This window comes from Plantactinospora sp. CNZ320 (genome assembly GCF_002846275.1).
In genome coordinates this window covers 1,258,243-1,274,024 of record NZ_PJMP01000001.1, presented here as the reverse complement: position 1 = coordinate 1,274,024, position 15,782 = coordinate 1,258,243, and the positions used below count along the sequence as shown (strand labels likewise).

General features: G+C 71.2%; 13 protein-coding genes. 8 read left to right on the top strand and 5 right to left on the bottom strand.

Features of this window, described 5'->3' with window-relative positions:
* Nucleotides 1–173 precede the first annotated feature (173 nt).
* Nucleotides 174–1,310 carry a SigB/SigF/SigG family RNA polymerase sigma factor gene (locus CLT71_RS05505; protein ID WP_101366146.1) on the top strand — a complete coding sequence of 379 codons (1,137 nt, stop codon included), beginning with the start codon at nucleotides 174–176 and terminating at the stop codon, nucleotides 1,308–1,310.
* A gap of 94 nt (nucleotides 1,311–1,404) precedes the next feature.
* Here CLT71_RS05505 and ctaD read toward each other — a convergent pair whose 3' ends face one another.
* From ctaD to CLT71_RS05490, 3 genes are all read right to left on the bottom strand, one after another.
* Nucleotides 1,405–3,474: an aa3-type cytochrome oxidase subunit I gene (gene ctaD, locus CLT71_RS05500; protein WP_101366145.1), complete on the bottom strand. Its 2,070-nt coding sequence runs from the start codon at nucleotides 3,472–3,474 to the stop codon at nucleotides 1,405–1,407.
* Between the two features lie 166 nt (nucleotides 3,475–3,640).
* Nucleotides 3,641–4,816, bottom strand: coding sequence for a glycosyltransferase (locus CLT71_RS05495; RefSeq protein ID WP_101366144.1), 1,176 nt, complete (start codon nucleotides 4,814–4,816; stop codon nucleotides 3,641–3,643).
* 31 nt (nucleotides 4,817–4,847) lie between these two features.
* On the bottom strand, nucleotides 4,848–5,849 hold the full coding sequence (locus tag CLT71_RS05490) for a glucosyl-3-phosphoglycerate synthase (protein WP_101371171.1): 1,002 nt from the start codon (nucleotides 5,847–5,849) through the stop codon (nucleotides 4,848–4,850).
* 261 nt (nucleotides 5,850–6,110) lie between these two features.
* Between CLT71_RS05490 and secA2 the strand changes: the two genes are divergently transcribed.
* The 3 genes from secA2 (at nucleotide 6,111) to CLT71_RS05475 (ending at nucleotide 9,999) form a co-directional block, all read left to right on the top strand.
* Nucleotides 6,111–8,405 carry an accessory Sec system translocase SecA2 gene (secA2, locus tag CLT71_RS05485; protein WP_101366143.1) on the top strand — a complete coding sequence of 765 codons (2,295 nt, stop codon included), beginning with the start codon at nucleotides 6,111–6,113 and terminating at the stop codon, nucleotides 8,403–8,405.
* Between the two features lie 248 nt (nucleotides 8,406–8,653).
* Complete coding sequence (locus CLT71_RS05480; protein ID WP_101371170.1) at nucleotides 8,654–9,391, top strand: GAF and ANTAR domain-containing protein; 738 nt, start codon at nucleotides 8,654–8,656, stop codon at nucleotides 9,389–9,391.
* A 101-nt stretch (nucleotides 9,392–9,492) separates the two neighbouring features.
* The gene (locus CLT71_RS05475) at nucleotides 9,493–9,999 is read left to right on the top strand and encodes a DUF2231 domain-containing protein (RefSeq protein WP_101366142.1); all 507 of its coding nucleotides are present in this window, start codon (nucleotides 9,493–9,495) and stop codon (nucleotides 9,997–9,999) included.
* 49 nt (nucleotides 10,000–10,048) lie between these two features.
* Here the strand turns inward: CLT71_RS05475 and CLT71_RS05470 are convergent, their stop codons facing one another.
* Entirely contained in the window at nucleotides 10,049–11,005 is a 957-nt protein-coding gene (locus tag CLT71_RS05470; protein WP_101366141.1) for a DUF3500 domain-containing protein, read from the bottom strand.
* Nucleotides 11,006–11,393: 388 nt separating this feature from the next.
* Here CLT71_RS05470 and CLT71_RS05465 point away from each other — a divergent pair, with 388 nt between their 5' ends.
* Nucleotides 11,394–12,740 (top strand): LVIVD repeat-containing protein, encoded by a 1,347-nt coding sequence (locus CLT71_RS05465; RefSeq protein ID WP_486483652.1) that lies wholly within the window; start codon nucleotides 11,394–11,396, stop codon nucleotides 12,738–12,740.
* A gap of 92 nt (nucleotides 12,741–12,832) precedes the next feature.
* A complete protein-coding gene (locus CLT71_RS05460) occupies nucleotides 12,833–13,204 on the top strand; it encodes a cupin domain-containing protein (protein WP_101366139.1) in 372 nt (123 codons plus the stop codon).
* Nucleotides 13,205–13,330: 126 nt separating this feature from the next.
* On the opposite strand, the gene CLT71_RS05455 is transcribed toward CLT71_RS05460, so the two are convergent.
* Nucleotides 13,331–14,437, bottom strand: a complete 1,107-nt coding sequence (locus CLT71_RS05455; RefSeq protein ID WP_101366138.1) for a cellulose binding domain-containing protein — start codon at nucleotides 14,435–14,437, stop codon at nucleotides 13,331–13,333.
* 191 nt (nucleotides 14,438–14,628) lie between these two features.
* On the opposite strand from CLT71_RS05455, the gene CLT71_RS05450 reads away from it, so the two are divergent.
* Both CLT71_RS05450 and CLT71_RS05445 read left to right on the top strand, forming a co-directional pair.
* Nucleotides 14,629–15,333, top strand: a complete 705-nt coding sequence (locus CLT71_RS05450; protein WP_101366137.1) for an MBL fold metallo-hydrolase — start codon at nucleotides 14,629–14,631, stop codon at nucleotides 15,331–15,333.
* A gap of 42 nt (nucleotides 15,334–15,375) precedes the next feature.
* Nucleotides 15,376–15,753 carry a nuclear transport factor 2 family protein gene (locus CLT71_RS05445; protein ID WP_101366136.1) on the top strand — a complete coding sequence of 126 codons (378 nt, stop codon included), beginning with the start codon at nucleotides 15,376–15,378 and terminating at the stop codon, nucleotides 15,751–15,753.
* Nucleotides 15,754–15,782: the final 29 nt, after the last annotated feature.

Here is a 15,782-nt window from a genome sequence, read left to right as displayed (position 1 = left end):
TACAGAGCGGGAAGAACGCTGACTGCTGTTGGTCTACCGCGCTGCGCAATGCCGTGTGCGGTGTTCGCTCGCTCAGTTTCGGTACATGTTCGCCTCCGGCGCGGTGACGTTCCGTACGGCACCGATGACCGGATTCGCATCCCGGGCGGGGGACCTTCCTGAGGGAGGCGCGGATGTTCGGACAGATCACCACCACACCACCGGCCGAGCGGGGGCTGGAGGACCTGGACGCGGCCGCTCTGGCGTACGCGGCGCGGATCGCCGGCCTGCCGCCGGAACGCCGGCAGGAGGCCCGGGACGACCTCGTCCGGTTCGCCCTGCCGTTCGCCGGCAGGTTGGCGAGGCGCTACCGGGGCCGGGGTGAACCACTCGAGGACCTGGAACAGGTGGCCCGGTTGGGCCTGGTGAACGCGGTCGACCGGTACGACCCGGAACGCGGTTCCTTCACCGCGTACGCCGCCATCACCATCGTCGGCGAGATCAAACGGCACTTCCGGGACCGGACCTGGGGGGTGCACGTACCCCGGCGGCTGCGTGACCTGATCCTGGAGGTCGGCCAGGCGACGGCCGCGTTGACAAGCGAGCTGTCCCGGGCGCCGAGCGTCGCCGAGTTGGCAGCCCGGCTGGAGACGCCGGAGGAGGAGATCCTCGCGGCGCTGGAGTCGGCCGCCGGCTACAGTCCGGCCTCGCTGAACGCCCCGGTCGGCGGGGAGAGTTCGGCGGAGTTCGGTGACCTCGTCGGCGAGTCCGACACCGACCTGGAGTCGGTCGACGACCGGGTGACGGTGAGCGGGCTGCTCGGCCGGCTGCCCTGGCGGGAGCGGCGGATCCTCGCCATGCGCTTCTACGGCAACCAGACCCAGGCCGAGATCGCCGCCCGGTTCGGCATCTCGCAGATGCACGTCTCCCGGCTGCTCTCCCGGGCGCTTACCTGGCTGCGACAGGCGATGCTCGCCGACTCGCCGGCGCCGTGGCAGGCCGGCGGGGCCGAGGCGGGTGCGGCGCCGGCCCGGCTCGAGGTGCGGCAGGTGGGGGAGCGGGTGGTGGTCGAGGTGACCGGGGAGATCGACCGGGACACCGCCGAGCAGTTGCGCCAGGCGGTGGTCGAGGCGGTCGCCGACCGGCATCCGACGGAGGTGGCGATCGACCTGACCGACGTGGCGAAGCTGGACGAACCAGCGCTGGCCGCCCTGGTCGCCGGACGGGACGCCGCGCACCGGGCCGGGGTCCGGTGGCGGCTGGCTCGGGCCCAACCGGTCGTGCAACATTCGCTCAGCGCCGCCGGCCTGGTCGCGTTGCCGGCGGACTGACCACCGGCCTCCGGGCACCCGCCGGTACGCGACTCGTCGTCATCGGCCGTCCCCCTCACCCGTCGTCACCGACCGTCCTCCTCCTCGCCGGTCGTCATCGGCCGTCCTCCTCCTCCTCGCCCGGTCGGTCGCCGCCGGGCCGCCGTCCGGTACGCCAGCGTGGGCTGTCCGGGCCACCCCGGGCGGTGTCGTCGACTTGCTCGTCGGGCTCGCTCGGCTCGAACGCCGGCCGGCGTACCTCGTGCGGCTCCGGCACCTCGATCGGGCGGGCGCCGGAGTTTGCCGGCGGGTGGTGCGCGACGGCTGCCTCGGCGCCGTGTGCCCCCTCGGGAGCCGGTACCTCGCGCTCGGGGTGCGGCGTCTCGTGCCGCAGTTCGTCCCGGACCACCTGGGGTGGTCGGGTGGAGCGTTGTGGCAGGTCCCGGCCGAGGTCGGCGACGAGCGGGCCGTACTTGGCGTCGAAGGCGGGCCGCTCCGAACGGATCCGGGGCATCCGGTCGAAGTTGCGCAGTGGCGGTGGGCAGGTGGTGGCCCATTCCAGGCTGTTGCCGAAGCCCCACGGGTCGTCGACGGAGACCATCCGGCCGAACCGCCACGACTTCCACACGTTGTAGATGAAGAAGAGCGTGGAGGCGCCGAGCACGAAGGAACTGACCGTGGAGACGGTGTTCAGCACGGTGAAGCCGTCGGTCGGCAGGTAGTCGGCGTACCGGCGGGGCATCCCCTCGGCCCCGAGCCAGTGGTGCACCAGAAAGGTGCCGTGGAAGCCGAGAAACATGGTCCAGAAGTGCACCCGACCGAGGCGCTCGTCGAGGAGCCGGCCGGTCATCTTCGGGAACCAGAAGTACACCCCGGCGAAGGCGGCGAAGACGATCGTGCCGAACAGTACGTAGTGGAAGTGCCCGACCACGAAGTAGGTGTCGGTGGTGTGGAAGTCCACAGGCGGGCTGGCCAGCAGCACACCCGTCAACCCGCCGAAGAGGAACGTGACCAGGAACCCGATCGAGAAGAGCATCGGCGTCTCGAAGGTCAGCTGCCCCTTCCACATCGTGCCGATCCAGTTGAAGAACTTCACCCCGGTCGGTACGGCGATCAGATAGCTCAACCAGCTGAAGAACGGCAACAGCACCTGGCCGGTACCGAACATGTGGTGCGCCCAGACGGTCATCGACAGGATCGTGATCGCGATGGTCGCGGCGACCAGGCCCTTGTAGCCGAAGATCGGCTTGCGGGCGAAGACCGGGATGACCTCGGTGATGATGCCGAAGAACGGCAGCGCCACGATGTAGACCTCGGGATGGCCGAAGAACCAGAAGACGTGCTGCCAGAGCAGCGGGCCGCCGTTGACCGGGTCGTAGACGTGCGCGCCGATCCGGCGGTCCGCGTAGAGCGCGAGCAGCGCGGCGGCGAGCAGCGGGAAGACGAGTACCACCAGCAGGGCGGTGAAGAGCATGTTCCAGGTGAAGATCGGCATCCGGAACATGGTCATCCCGGGTGCCCGCAGGGTCAGGATGGTGGTGATCAGGTTGACCGCGCCGAGGATGGTGCCCAGGCCGGAGAGGACCAGCCCGATCACCCACATGTCCGGGCCGATCCCCGGCGAGTGCTGGTCCCGGCTCAGCGGCGTGTACGCGGTCCAGCCGAAGTCCGCCGAGCCGTTCGGGGTGAGGAAGCCGGCCAGCACCAGCGAACCGCCGAGCAGATAGAGCCAGTACGCCAGCGCGTTGAGCCGGGGGAACGACACGTCCGGGGCGCCGATCTGCAACGGCACCAGATAGTTGCCGAAGGCGAACGCCAGCGGGGTGGCGAAGAGCAGCAGCATGATCGTGCCGTGCCCGGTGAAGAGCTGGTTGTACTGCTCCGGGGAGAGGAACTGCAGCCCCGGCCGGCCGAGTTCGGCCCGCATCAGCATCGCCATCGCGCCGGCGACGAGGAAGAAGCCGAACGACGTGGTGAGGTAGAGCAGGCCGATCTGCTTGGCGTCGGTGGTGCCGAGCAGCCGGATCAGGACGTTGCCGCGGATCGCCTCGCGGATCGGGCCCGGGTAGCCGCCGGAGCGGGAGGGTGCCAGGAGCAACGGCCCGCGTTCCTGGCCGTGCTCCGGCCCGTCCTCCGGCTCCGGCCCGTGCTCCCGCTCGGGTTCGGTGACCGCCCGCTTCGGCATCCCCGGCTCACCTCGTAGCTCTTCACGGCTGGGACGAGGGGCGGCTACCCGGTAATCCAACGGCAAAACCCGGCACGGCGGCTATTTCGCCCCGGCCTGCCTCGAACGGGTGAAAACCGGCGATGCCGTGCCGGCCGGCCGGGTGGGCCCCGGCGGTGCCGGTGCCTCAGGCCAGGACCGGGGTCGGAACGACCGGGTGCGGGGCAGCGGCGGCCGATCCGCGTACCCGGTCGTACAGCTCGACGTAGCGTTGCGCCATCATCGCCGGGGTGAACCGGAGGCTCGCCTCCCGTCGGCAGTCCCGCTCGTCCAGTCGGGCGACCTCTGGCACCAGCTCGGCGAGACCGTCCTCGTCGTCGGCGAGCAGCCCGGTCCGGCCGTGCTCGATCAGCTCCGGCAGGCAGCCCCGGCCGATCGCCAGCACCGGGGTACCCAGCGCCAGCGACTCGATCACCGCCGTGCCGCCGGGCTCCTCCCAGCACAGCGGGAAGAGGCTGCCTCGGGCCGTCGCCACCAGGTCGTCCCGGGCGCTGCCGGCTACCATCCCGACCCAGCGCACCCGGTCGCCGTCCACCAGCGGGGCGACCCGCTCGCGCCAGTACCGGACGTCCGGGTTCTGTCCCGCCTCCGGCCCGGCCTCGGCCAACTCCTCCGGTCGCCGGTACGGCCCGACCGGCCCGGCCAGCACCAGGTCGAAGCCGGCCTGGTGGGCGAGCCGGGCACCGACATGCTGCCCCTTGCCCGGCGTGATCCGCCCGAGGATCACCAGATGGTCGGACTTCTCGACCGGTGGCCGGCGGTCGGCCGCCACGGCCAGCGGGGTGGCCAGGTGGATGTGCCCGACCGCGTGGTCACGCAGCGCCTGCGGGGCCCGGGCCAGTTGTGCCGCGGAGACCCCGTTGACCCGTACCCGGTCGCCGCCGTCCAGACAGCCGTAGAGGTCCGGGTGCTTGCCGAGGTCCCAGTGCAGGGTGTGCAGGGCCGGGGCGCTGCCCGGACCCATCGCGGTCAACACGGCCAGCCCGACCGCCTCCACGTGGTCGTGCACCAGGTCGATGTCGTCCCGCTCCCGCAGCGCCCGGACCACCCCGTTCAGGTGCGCCTGCGAGATCCCGCATACCTGGTTGTACGGCCGTTGCAGCGCCCCGAACTGGCCGTCGGGAAAGACCGACAGCAGTTCGTCGACCGGCAGCGTGGCGTCGGCGGTCGAGGCGAGCACCACCCGTACGCCGAGCCGGCGCAGCTCCGGTACCAGCGTGGCGACGACGTTCTCGATCCCGCCGTACCCGGGCGGCGGCACCGGCAGCCACGGGCCGGCGTTCATCAGCACGGTCAGACTCATCGGCCCTCCTCGGCTCCACCACCACACCCGGTCACACCGCCGCCCTCCGCGACGACGGCCGCAGCTCCACCAGCGGCGGGCGTTCCCGGACCGAGACGTCGCTGATCACGATTTCCCGATCCAGGTTCGGCAGCGCGCTGGCGCCGTCCCGGCGGAACTGCACCAGCAGGTGGCCCGGGGGCGCGCTCTCCTCGACCAGGCCCCGCCGGCACAGCCGCTGCCACACCGTGTGCATGATCTGGGCCGACATCCGGCCGAGCGCCTCGGTGTCCTGGTGCCGGTGCAGGCGTTCGCCGAGGTCGACCTGGGCCAGGGCGTCCAGGCCGCACATCTCCAGCAGGTCGATGAGCATCGCCGTCTCGACGCCGTAGCCGGAGACGAACGGCACCCGTTCGAGTACGTCCCGACGGCCGGCGTACTCCCCGGCGAGCGGCTGGACGAAGCCGGCCAGTTCCGGCCAGAAGAGGTTGAACAGCGGTCGGGCCACCAGTTCGGTGACCCGGCCGCCGCCCTCCGCCTCGACGCCGCTCGTGCCGACCAGCGGGCGGTGGTAGAAGCCCTTGACGAACGCGACCGACGGGTCGGTGAGCAGCGGGCCGAGCAGGCCGGTGACGAAGTGCGGCTGGAACTCCCGCAGGTCGGCGTCGACGAAGGCGACCAGATCACCTGTCGACGCGGCCAGCCCGGCCCAGAGCGCGTCGCCCTTGCCGTCCAGCCGGGGCAGTCCCCGGGTCATCTCGTCCTGGCCGACCACCCGGGCACCGGCCGCCGCCGCCACGACCGCGGTCCGGTCGTTGGACCGGGAGTCGACCACCACCACCTCGTCGACGAGTTCGACCTGCTCGACCAGGCAGGCCCGGATCGCCGCCACGATCGCCCCGACGGTGGCCTCCTCGTCCCGGGCCGGGATCACCACACTCACCGTGCGGGTTCCCTTCAGGTGTGCCAGCTGTCGCGGCGTCCACTGGTCGGCCACCCCGGTACGGTTGCTGGACCACGCCTCCAGTGCCGGTGACACCCGCGAACGCCGCATGGCGACCTCCCCCACTGGCTCGACCGGTGCCCGGCCGGGCCCCGGTGCAGCCCTCCAGCCTTCCCCGCCGGCCCCGGATCAACCGTCCACGAATCCGGTCGCCAGCACCCTGCGGACCCTTCCCGGGACGGCGCTCACACTCCGCCCATCCGGGCACACCCGGGCGGTACGGACATCCGGTCACCGACCCGGCCGGGAGTGGACCCGGCACCGGCCGGGCGGGCCGCACTTTGCCGGCGAGTTCGCGTACCGTTGCCCGTCATGGGTGTGTCGCAACGGTTGAAGACCAGGGTCCGGCGTTTCCTCCAGCGTCCGGGCACCACAGTTGATCTGGCGCCGCTGGAGAAGCTGCTGCCCACGATCGAGGCGCGCGAGGAGGAGCTCACCGAACTCGACGACGCCGCGCTCACCGAGGCGGCCGGCAAGGCCGAGGACTACGTCGAGATCTGCGCGGTGGGCCGCGAGGCCGCCCGGCGCGGGCTCGACCAGCGGCCGTACGACGTCCAGCTGCTCGGCGCCATGTCGCTGCTGGCCGGCAAGGTCGCCGAGATGGCCACCGGTGAGGGCAAGACGCTTACCGCGACGATCGCCGCGTACGGGCACGTCCGGCGGGGCAACGGGCCGGTGCACGTGCTCACCGTCAACGACTACCTGGCCCGCCGGGACGCCGAGTGGATGGAGCCGGTCTACCGGCTGCTCGGCCTGAGCGTCGGCTGGGTCACCGAGGCGTCCACCCGGGAGGAGCGCCAGGCGGCGTACGCCTGCGACGTCACCTACGTCTCGGTCAGCGAGGCCGGCTTCGACTTCCTCCGCGACCAGCTCGTCACCGACATCGACGACCGGGTGCAGCCGCCGCTGACCACCGCGATCGTGGACGAGGCCGACTCCATCCTGATCGACGAGGCCCGGGTGCCGATGGTGCTGGCCGGTGCGGTCGCGGGCGAGCAGGACCCGGTGCACCAGGCCGCGGCGGTGGTCCGTGGGCTGCGGGCCGGGCGGCACTACACGGTGGCCGACGACGGTCGCAGCGTCGCCTTCACCGACGCCGGGCTGGCCGAGGTCGAGTCCCGGCTCGGCGGCGTCGACCTCTACGACGACGAGCACGTCGAGCAGCTCTCCGCGGTGAACGTCGCGCTGCACGCGCACGCCCTGCTGCACCGGGACGTCGACTACATCGTCCGCAACGACGGGGTCGAGCTGATCGACGAGATGCGCGGCCGGGTCGCCCAGCGCCGCCGCTGGCCGGACGGGCTCCAGGCGGCCGTGGAGGCGAAGGAAGGGCTCGACGCCACCGCCGAGGGTGAGGTGCTCGGCACCATCACCGTGCAGGCGTACGTCGCGCTCTACCAGACCGTCTGCGGGATGACCGCCACGGCGGTACTCGTCGGCGACCAGTTGCGGGAGTTCTTCTCGCTGGAGGTCGCGGTGATCCCGCCGAACACCCCCTGCGTCCGGATCGACGACCCGGACCGGATCTACGCCACCCGGGGTGAGAAGGAAGAGGCGCTGATCCACGAGATCAAGGAGCAGCACGAGACCGGCCGCCCGGTGCTGATCGGCACCCTGGACGTCCAGGAGTCGGAGCGGCTCGCCGAGGCGCTGCGCGAGGCCGGGGTGCCGTGCACGGTGCTGAACGCCAAGAACGACGCCGAGGAGGCGGCGATCATCGCCGAGGCCGGCAAGTACGGCGCGGTGACCGTCTCCACCCAGATGGCCGGCCGGGGTGTCGACATCCGGCTCGGCGGCAGCGACCAGGCCGACCGGGACCGGGTCGCCGAACTCGGCGGGCTCTTCGTGATCGGCAGCGGACGGCACGACAGCCGACGGGTCGACGACCAGCTCCGGGGCCGGGCCGGCCGGCAGGGTGACCCCGGCCGTTCCGTCTTCTTCGTCAGCCTCGAGGACAACCTCGTCGTCCGACACGCACCGGACGCGATCCCGCCGTCGCCCCGGATGAACGCCGACGGTCTGGTCACCGACGAGCAGGTCGACTTCGCCGTCGAGCACGCCCAGCGGATCGCCGAGGGCGTCAACCACGAGATCCACCGCAACACCTGGCGCTACAGCGTGGTGATCGAGCAGCAGCGCAAGGCGCTGGCCGAGCGCCGGGAGCGGCTGCTCACCACCGAGGTGGCGGCGCAGATGCTCACCGAGCGCTTCCCGGACCGGGCCAAGGAGATGGACGAGGACCTCCTCTCCCGGGTCGGCCGGTCGATCGCGCTCTACCACCTCGACCGGCTCTGGGCACAGCACCTGGCCGAACTCTCCGAGGTGCGCGAGGGAGTGCACCTGCGGGCGCTGGGCCGGCTCGATCCGCTCGACGAGTTCCACCGCTCGGCCGTACCGGCGTTCAACGCGCTCGTACCCGAGATCGAGACCCGTACGGTGGAGACCTTCGAGGAGAACGAGTTCGACGACGACTGGCAGCCGGGCGAGGGTGAGCTGGCGCGACCCAGCGCCACCTGGACCTATCTGGTGCACGACAACCCGTTCGGCTCGGAACTCGACCGGCTGATCGCCGCCGTCGGCCGTCGGCTCAGCTCCAGCCCGCGCTGACCCCCGTACCCCACCGAAAAATCCCGGGGTTGTTCGTCGGAAGCCTGACGGCAACCCCGGGACCGGTGGGATCGTTCTCTTCCTGGAACGGGTGGTTTGTCCACCCGGCGCTCGGGTAGTAGCGCGAGTCCGCACCGGCGCGGGATCGGTGACGGCGGGGGAGAGGCGATCATGAGACAGGTGACGGTGCGAACCGGATCTACCGCGCGGAGCGCGGTGGTGGCGGGGGTTCTGGAACGGTGCTGAGGCTGCGGACGACGACGGAGCCGTCGACCGAAGCCCCGGGCGTGCTGGAGACCGCCGCCCTGCTCCGTGAAGTGACTGCCGGACTGATAGCGAGCGACGACTTCGACGCCGCGCTGGACCGGCTGGTACGTACCGTCCGGGACACCATCCCGGCCGTGACCTGGTGTGGGGTCACCGTGCTGCGGGCCGGGGCGCCCGCCTCTATCGCGGCCTCGGAGCCGCACCTCGACGACCTCGACGACGTCCGGCACGGCACGGACGGTCCGGCGATGGCGGCGATCCGCACCAGGGAGATGGCCTGGTCGGCGGACCTGCGTACCGAGACCCGGTGGCGACCGTGGACCACCCGGGCGCTGGCACTCGGCGTACGCGGGGTGCTCGCCGTACCGGTGGACGTGGACGAGCACGTCGTCGGGTCGATCAACCTGTACGCCCGGGAGCCCGGAGTGCTGACCGCCAGTCAACAGCTCACCGCGATGCTGCTGGCCGAGCATGCCGGGTTGCTGCTCGGCGCGGTCCGGGACCGGTCCCGGCAGATCGAACTGGCCGATGCGGCCGACGAGACGCTCGCGGCCAGTCAGGTCATCGATCAGGCGGTCGGGGTTATCATGACTCAACGTGGCTGTCCGGCCACGGAGGCGCTACGGGTGTTGCGGTCCGCCTCGGCGGCGCTGGCCATTCCGTTGCGGGACGTGGCCGAGCGGCTGGTCACCTCGGTGGCTCGTCGTCGCGACAACTGATCCCTCCGCCGTGGCCCGCGTGATGCGGCGCCGTTTCGGCGGGGTGGCCCGGGGGTAGCACGCTGGGGGTTGGGCGAGGAGCGAGCCGGGGAGGCACCACCATGCAGAGCCGCCTGCGGGTGCACGGTCATCCGATCCAGCCGATGCTGGTGACCTTTCCGTTCGGACTGTTCGTCTGCGCGACGGTCTTCGACCTGGCCGACGTGCTCGGCGGGCCGGCGTTCCTGGGGCTGGTCGGCTACTGGACGGCGGTGGCGGCGCTGGTCGCGGGTGGCCTCGCCACGGCGGCCGGCATGATCGACCTGTGGGACGCGCCCGGCGACCCGACCCGGCGGACGGCGATCATCTTCAACCTGGTGAACGCCGCCGTGGCCGTGCTCTTCGTCTTCGCCTGCCTGATCAGGTCAGGTGTGCCGGAGCACGGTGCGAGTGTCGGCCTGGTCGCGGTCGAGCTGCTCGGCCTGCTGGTGGGCGCGGTGGGGGTACGCCTCGGCGGCAGCCTGGTGCGGCAGTTCGACCAGGGCCGTGCCGAGCCGACCAGCTTCGACGGGTTCGGCCCGCCGGCCAGCTCGGTCGCCGGGGGCTTCGGCCAACCGCGCAACGGCTGACTCGGCACGTCGGCGCCCTCGATGCGCACGACCCGGCTCGGGTGGCAGGTCAGGGGTGTGCGGTGCTGGCCCGGTGCTCGGCCAGCAGGTCGGCACCGAAGTCGCCGTGTGGGCGGCGCAGCACACTGTGCGCGTGGTTGCCGTCCTCGCTCGTGTTGTCGTACTCGATGAGCAGGTCCTCGCCCTGGATGCGGTAGTAGTGCCGCCCGCCCGGCCTGGTCGGACCCTCCCACGCGAAGTAGACGTCGCCCCGGCCGACCCGGGCCGCCTCCTGGCGGGCCAGCACGGGCGGTAGCCGGTCGAGATAGAGCGCGACGAGTTGGTCGAGCAGGGCCCGGCCGGTCGGTCCGAGTGCACCGGCCCGGAGCCCGGCCGGTTCGATCCGGCTTTCGAAGCGTGCCCGGGTGCCACTGCGGATGTCGGCCGGTGCCTGGTCGGCGACGATCGCCGCACCGCGCCCGTCCGGGCCGACCGCGTCGAGCAGGGCGCGGGCGAGATCCTCCTCCGGTCCGAGCGGCCGGCTGACCGGGCGGCCACCGTAGCTCACCGTCGCCGGGTTGGCGCCGAGGAAGAGCGGGGCGGGGGAGACCCGGTCTCCGGCGACGGTCATCGTCACCGACAGGTGGTGTCCCTCGAACCGCCAGGACCACTGGTCCTCCCGGGCCGGGTCGCCGAAGACCACGATCCGGTAGTCGTCGCTGTGCCGGCCGCGCCGCCACTCCTCCTGCCGGTCGAGTACCTCCTCCAGGGCCATCACGGTGGTCGCCTGCGCGTACGCGTGTGGGCTGAGCGCGGTGGCCAGCAGCCGGTGTGTCGCCTTGCGGCCGGTCCGGTCGAGGTCGGCGAGGCAGGCCCCCGGGCGGGGCAGTGGCCGGTACTCGATCCAGCGCCGGCCGGCCTCGTCGCCGAACGGGCGCGTGGCCAGCGCCCGGGCCGGCCCCGGTAGCGCGTCCAACAGTGCGGTGGCCGCCGTCCGCATCTGCCCGGCCAGGTTGGTGTTGCGCATTCCCCCTGTATACCGGCTGTCCCGGCGGTCCCGGCGACCAGGTTCTCGACCGGGTGGTCGGCCCGGCGCGCCCGGCGTCCGTCCCGGTTGGAGGGTCTTCCGTCGCGCTCCCTGGGCATCGATGGAAGCCGGGTGATGCCTTGTGGAGAGTGCCTGGTCGGAGGATGATCGGAGAGAGTTCCTTGATCGTCAATAGTGTGATCGGGATCACATCGACACCCACCATCTCCGAGTAAGGTCTGCTCAATCGATTACCCCTTTCGAAGGGTGCCGCCAGATGTTCAGACTCTCCCCACAAGGGCCGCGGCGACTCCGGATCGTCGGGCTCGCCGCCCTCTCCTTCCTGGTGGTGACAGTTGCCGCCGCCCCGGCAGGCAATGCCCAACCAATGGCCGCGACGGACCGGACCACAACGGACGTCGCCGCCCCGCCGGGCGTGGACGAGATCTCCAGCAGCCCGAACCTGCGCCAGATTGCCAACGTCCCGAAGCAGGGCACGTTCGCCGCCGAGAGCGCCCTCGACTCGGACCTCGCCTTCCAGGGCCGGTACGTCTTCGCCGGCAACTACGAGGGTTTCGTCATCTACGACGTCAAGAATCCCGCCCGACCCACGATCGTCTCCCAGGTGCAGTGCTCGGGCTCGCAGAACGACATCTCGGTCTACGGCGACCTGCTCTTCCTCTCCACCGACGACCCGCGCAGCGACGACTCCTGCAACAGCACGAGCGTGCCGCGTACCGACACGGTCTGGGAGGGCATCAAGGTCTTCGACATCAAGGACAAGCGCAACCCGCGCTACATCAAGTCGGTCAAGACCGCCTGCGGCTCGCACACCCACACCCTGGTGCCGAGCAAGGACAAGAAGTCGGTCTACCTCTACGTGGCCTCGTACGGGCCGTCGGACACCTACGCCGGCTGCGCGACGCCGCACGACTCGATCTCGATCGTCAAGGTGCCGCTGAAGAAGCCGACCCAGGCCGCCGTGGTGGCGGTGCCGAACCTCTTCCCGGACGGCGGCAACCCCGGTGGCAACGGCAGCTCGACCACGAGCGGCTGCCACGACATCACGGTCTACCCGAGCAAGGACCTGGCCGCCGGGGCCTGCATGGGTGACGGCATCCTGTTGAACATCGCCAACCGCGAGGCGCCCCGGGTGATCAACCGGGTACGGGACACCGTGAACTTCTCGTTCTGGCACTCGGCGACGTTCAACAACTCCGGCACCAAGGTCGTCTTCACCGACGAACTCGGCGGCGGCTCCGGCGCGACCTGCGTCGAGACCGTCGAGCCGACCCGGGGCGCCAACGCCATCTACGACATCGCCGGTCGGGGTGACGGCCGCAACCTGGTCTTCCGGAGCTACTACAAGATCCCCCGGCTGAACACGACACTGGAGAACTGCGTCGCGCACAACGGTTCGCTGATCCCCGTGCTCGGCCGGGACATCATGGTCCAGGCGTGGTACCAGGGCGGCATCTCGGTCTTCGACTTCACCGACTCGGCCCGCCCGGTCGAGATCGCCTACTGGGAGCGGGGTCCGCTCTCGACGGACCGCCGGATCATCGGCGGATCGTGGTCGGCGTACTGGTACAACGGCCACATCTACTCCAACGACATCCAGAAGGGCCTGGACGTGTTGGAGCTGCGGGACTGGCGGATCTGGACGGCGCACCTGACCCGGTTCAAGGAGCTGAACGTGCAGACCCAGCCCAGCTACCTGGGAAGCAACTGGTAACACGACCGCACGCACCGGACGGCCCGGTCCCCGCAGGCGGGGGCCGGGCCGTTCTGCGTGATAGCTTGCCCGATCTGTGGAGGGGAGGGCCGGTGCGGGACGGCATCTACGTCGGCCAGGCGGAGCTCGACGGTGCGCAGAACGGTGGCTGGCTGCTCGGCCACTTCATGCCGCCCGAGGTGGACGTGCGGCACAGCGCCGAGGTGGAGGTCAAGTGGGGCGTGCACCCGGCCGGCGACACCCGGGCGGAATGGGTGACCGGGGAACGGCGTACCGCCCTGCTGGTGTTGGTCTCCGGCCGGTTCCACGTCGAGCTGCGGGACCGTACCGTCGTGCTGACCAGGCCGGGTGACTATGTCGTCTGGGGGCCGGGGGTCGACCACTCCTGGCTGGCGCCGGAGCCGGCGGTGGTGCTCACGGTCCGCTGGCCGTCGGTCGCCGGCTACAAGGTCCCCGCGAGCTGAACCGGGGCATCCGGGGCGGCCGGCAGGACCCGCGGCAGGCGTACCGGTCCCCGTGCCCAGGGCACCGACCGCAGCCACCGGGGCAGCGGGGCCGAGTCCTGGACACGGGGACGTCGCCGGTGCGGGTCAGCCGAGTGTGCAGCTCACCGCCGGGGCCGGATTGCTGCCGGTCCAACTGCCGATGAAGCCGAACGTGGCCGTACCGCCGGAAGCGAGCGAGCCGTTCCAGCCGACGTTCCGGGCGGTCACGGTGCTGCCGCTCTGCGACACGGTGGCGTTCCACGCCTGACTTACCTGTTGGCCGGCGCCGAAGGTCAGCTGGGCCGTCCAGGATCGGCTCGCCGCGCTGCCGTTGTTGTATACCGTCACCTCGCCCTGGAAACCGCCCTGCCACTGCCCGACGCTCCGGTAGGTCGCCGCGCAGCCGCCGGCCGGCGGTGCAGTGGTGGTCGGTGCGACCGTCGGAGTCCCGCTCGGCGGTGGCGTCGGGGTCCGGGTCGGCGGCGGAGTGGGCGTGCCGCCGTCCAACACCGCCGTCAGCGCGGGATACCACCTGTCGGACATCTTCTGGTCCCCGGCGGCGTTCGGGTGCACGCCGTCGTAGGTGTCGCTGCCGGTGCTGAAGCCGGTCCACTGGTCCACCACCACGATCGGCGATGCGGCGGTGCTCTTCGACGCCGCCCAGCCCGGGATCGCGTCGTTGAGCGCCACCACCCGCTGGCCGCACTCGGCGCAACTGCTCGGTGCCATCGGGATGATCTTCGCGACCAGGATCCTCATCGCCGGGTTGCTGGCCCGCATCTGGTCCACCAGCTTCCCGTACGCGGTGAGGATGGTCGAGGTGGCCCGGTTGCTCCAGACGTCGTTGGTGCCGAAGTGCATAAGTACGACGTCCGGGCGGGTGGCGGCGAGCCACGGCGGCAACTGGTTCTGGTCGGCCACCGTGGTCACCAGGGCGCCACCGTGACCCTCGTTCTCCCCGTCGTACGGCTGTCCGCAACCCTGCGGGCCGAGCGTGCCGACGAAGTCGATGTCGGTGTAGCCGGTGTTCTGCAACCGGTTCCAGAGGATGGAGCGCCAGCAGCCCGGAGAACCGGTGATCGAGTCACCGAGCGGCATGATGCGCACGGGTGCCGGCGCCTCCGCCGGTAGTGCGGGTCTGGCGACGACGACCGTGCCGAGCGCGATGACGAGCGCGGCCAGCACGGTGCTGAGCAGGGGCCTGCGGAGCATGGTTGTCTCCTGTCACTGTCGAAAGAGATGGAACATGCCCGGCCCTGTGCGCCCGAGATATTCAAGCAGGTAACTGGATCGGAACTCAACCGGTCAAGCACGCTTGCTGCTGCCCCGGCACCGTGACGCGGTTACGCCATTGGTGAACCGGTCTTTGCCGCAGCCTTCCCGACGGAGAGGATGAACCGGTGATGCGTGACGCGGCGGTACGCCGACTCGACCTCGGCTATTTCGTCCGGCCGGCGGTGGAGGCGGGCGAGCCGTACCCCCGGGTCGAACCGGCGTACGGCTACCTGGTCCGGCGGGACGAAGGGCTGCTGCTATTCGACACCGGCATCGGCGAGGTCGACCCGGAGACCGAGGCGCACTACCGCCCGGTCCGCCGGCCGGTGCTGGCGGCCCTGGCCGCTGCCGGGATCGGGCTCGACGAGATCTCGCTCGTGGTCAACTGCCACCTGCACTTCGACCACTGTGGAGGCAACCCGGCGTTGGCCGGCCGGCCGGTCGTGGTGCAGCGGGCCGAACTGGCCGTGGCCCGGCAACCCGGTCACACCATCCCCGAACTCGTCGACTTCTCGGGCGCCAGGTACGAGGAGCTGGACGGCGAGGCCGAGATCTGGCCGGGGGTGTGGATCCTGCCCACCCCGGGGCACACCGCCGGGCACCAGTCGCTGGTTGTCCGCCAACCGGACGGCACCCTCGTACTCGCCGGGCAGGCCCACGACTTCGCCTTCCAGTTCGGCTCTGCCCAGCTCGCCGCGCGGGCGGCCCGGGAGGGGGTGGGCGAACCGCTTCCGCCGGTACCGGAGTGGCTGCCCCGGCTGATGGACCTCGACCCGGCCCGGGTGCTCTTCGCGCACGACGGCGCGGTCTGGGAACCGACGTCCGACCAGTGACGCCGGGCGTGACCGCCCGGACCGAGCCGAAAGGTGTGCCGAATGCCCGACGAGGATGCCAGGGTCGAGGAGCTGCGCGAGGCCGAGCGGCGGCTCCAGGCAGCCCAGCTCGCGTCGGACGTCGCCGAGTTGGACCGGCTGATCGACGAGCGACTCGTCTTCACCGGCCCGGACGGCAACCACTACGGCAAGCAGGACGACCTGCGGGTGCACCGCACCGGGGAGCAGGTGCTGACCGAGGTACGCCAGGAGGAGCTGACCGTCCTGGTCGTCGGCGACACCGGGGTCACCTGGTTTCTCGGCACCCTGGCGGGAACGATCGCCGGCACGCCGTTCCGGGCACGGGTCCGGTACACGCGGACCTGGATCCATAACGGTCGCGGCTGGCGACTGCTGGCGGCACACGTCAGCGCGGTATGACCACCTCCGGTGTGCGGCGCTAGGGTCAC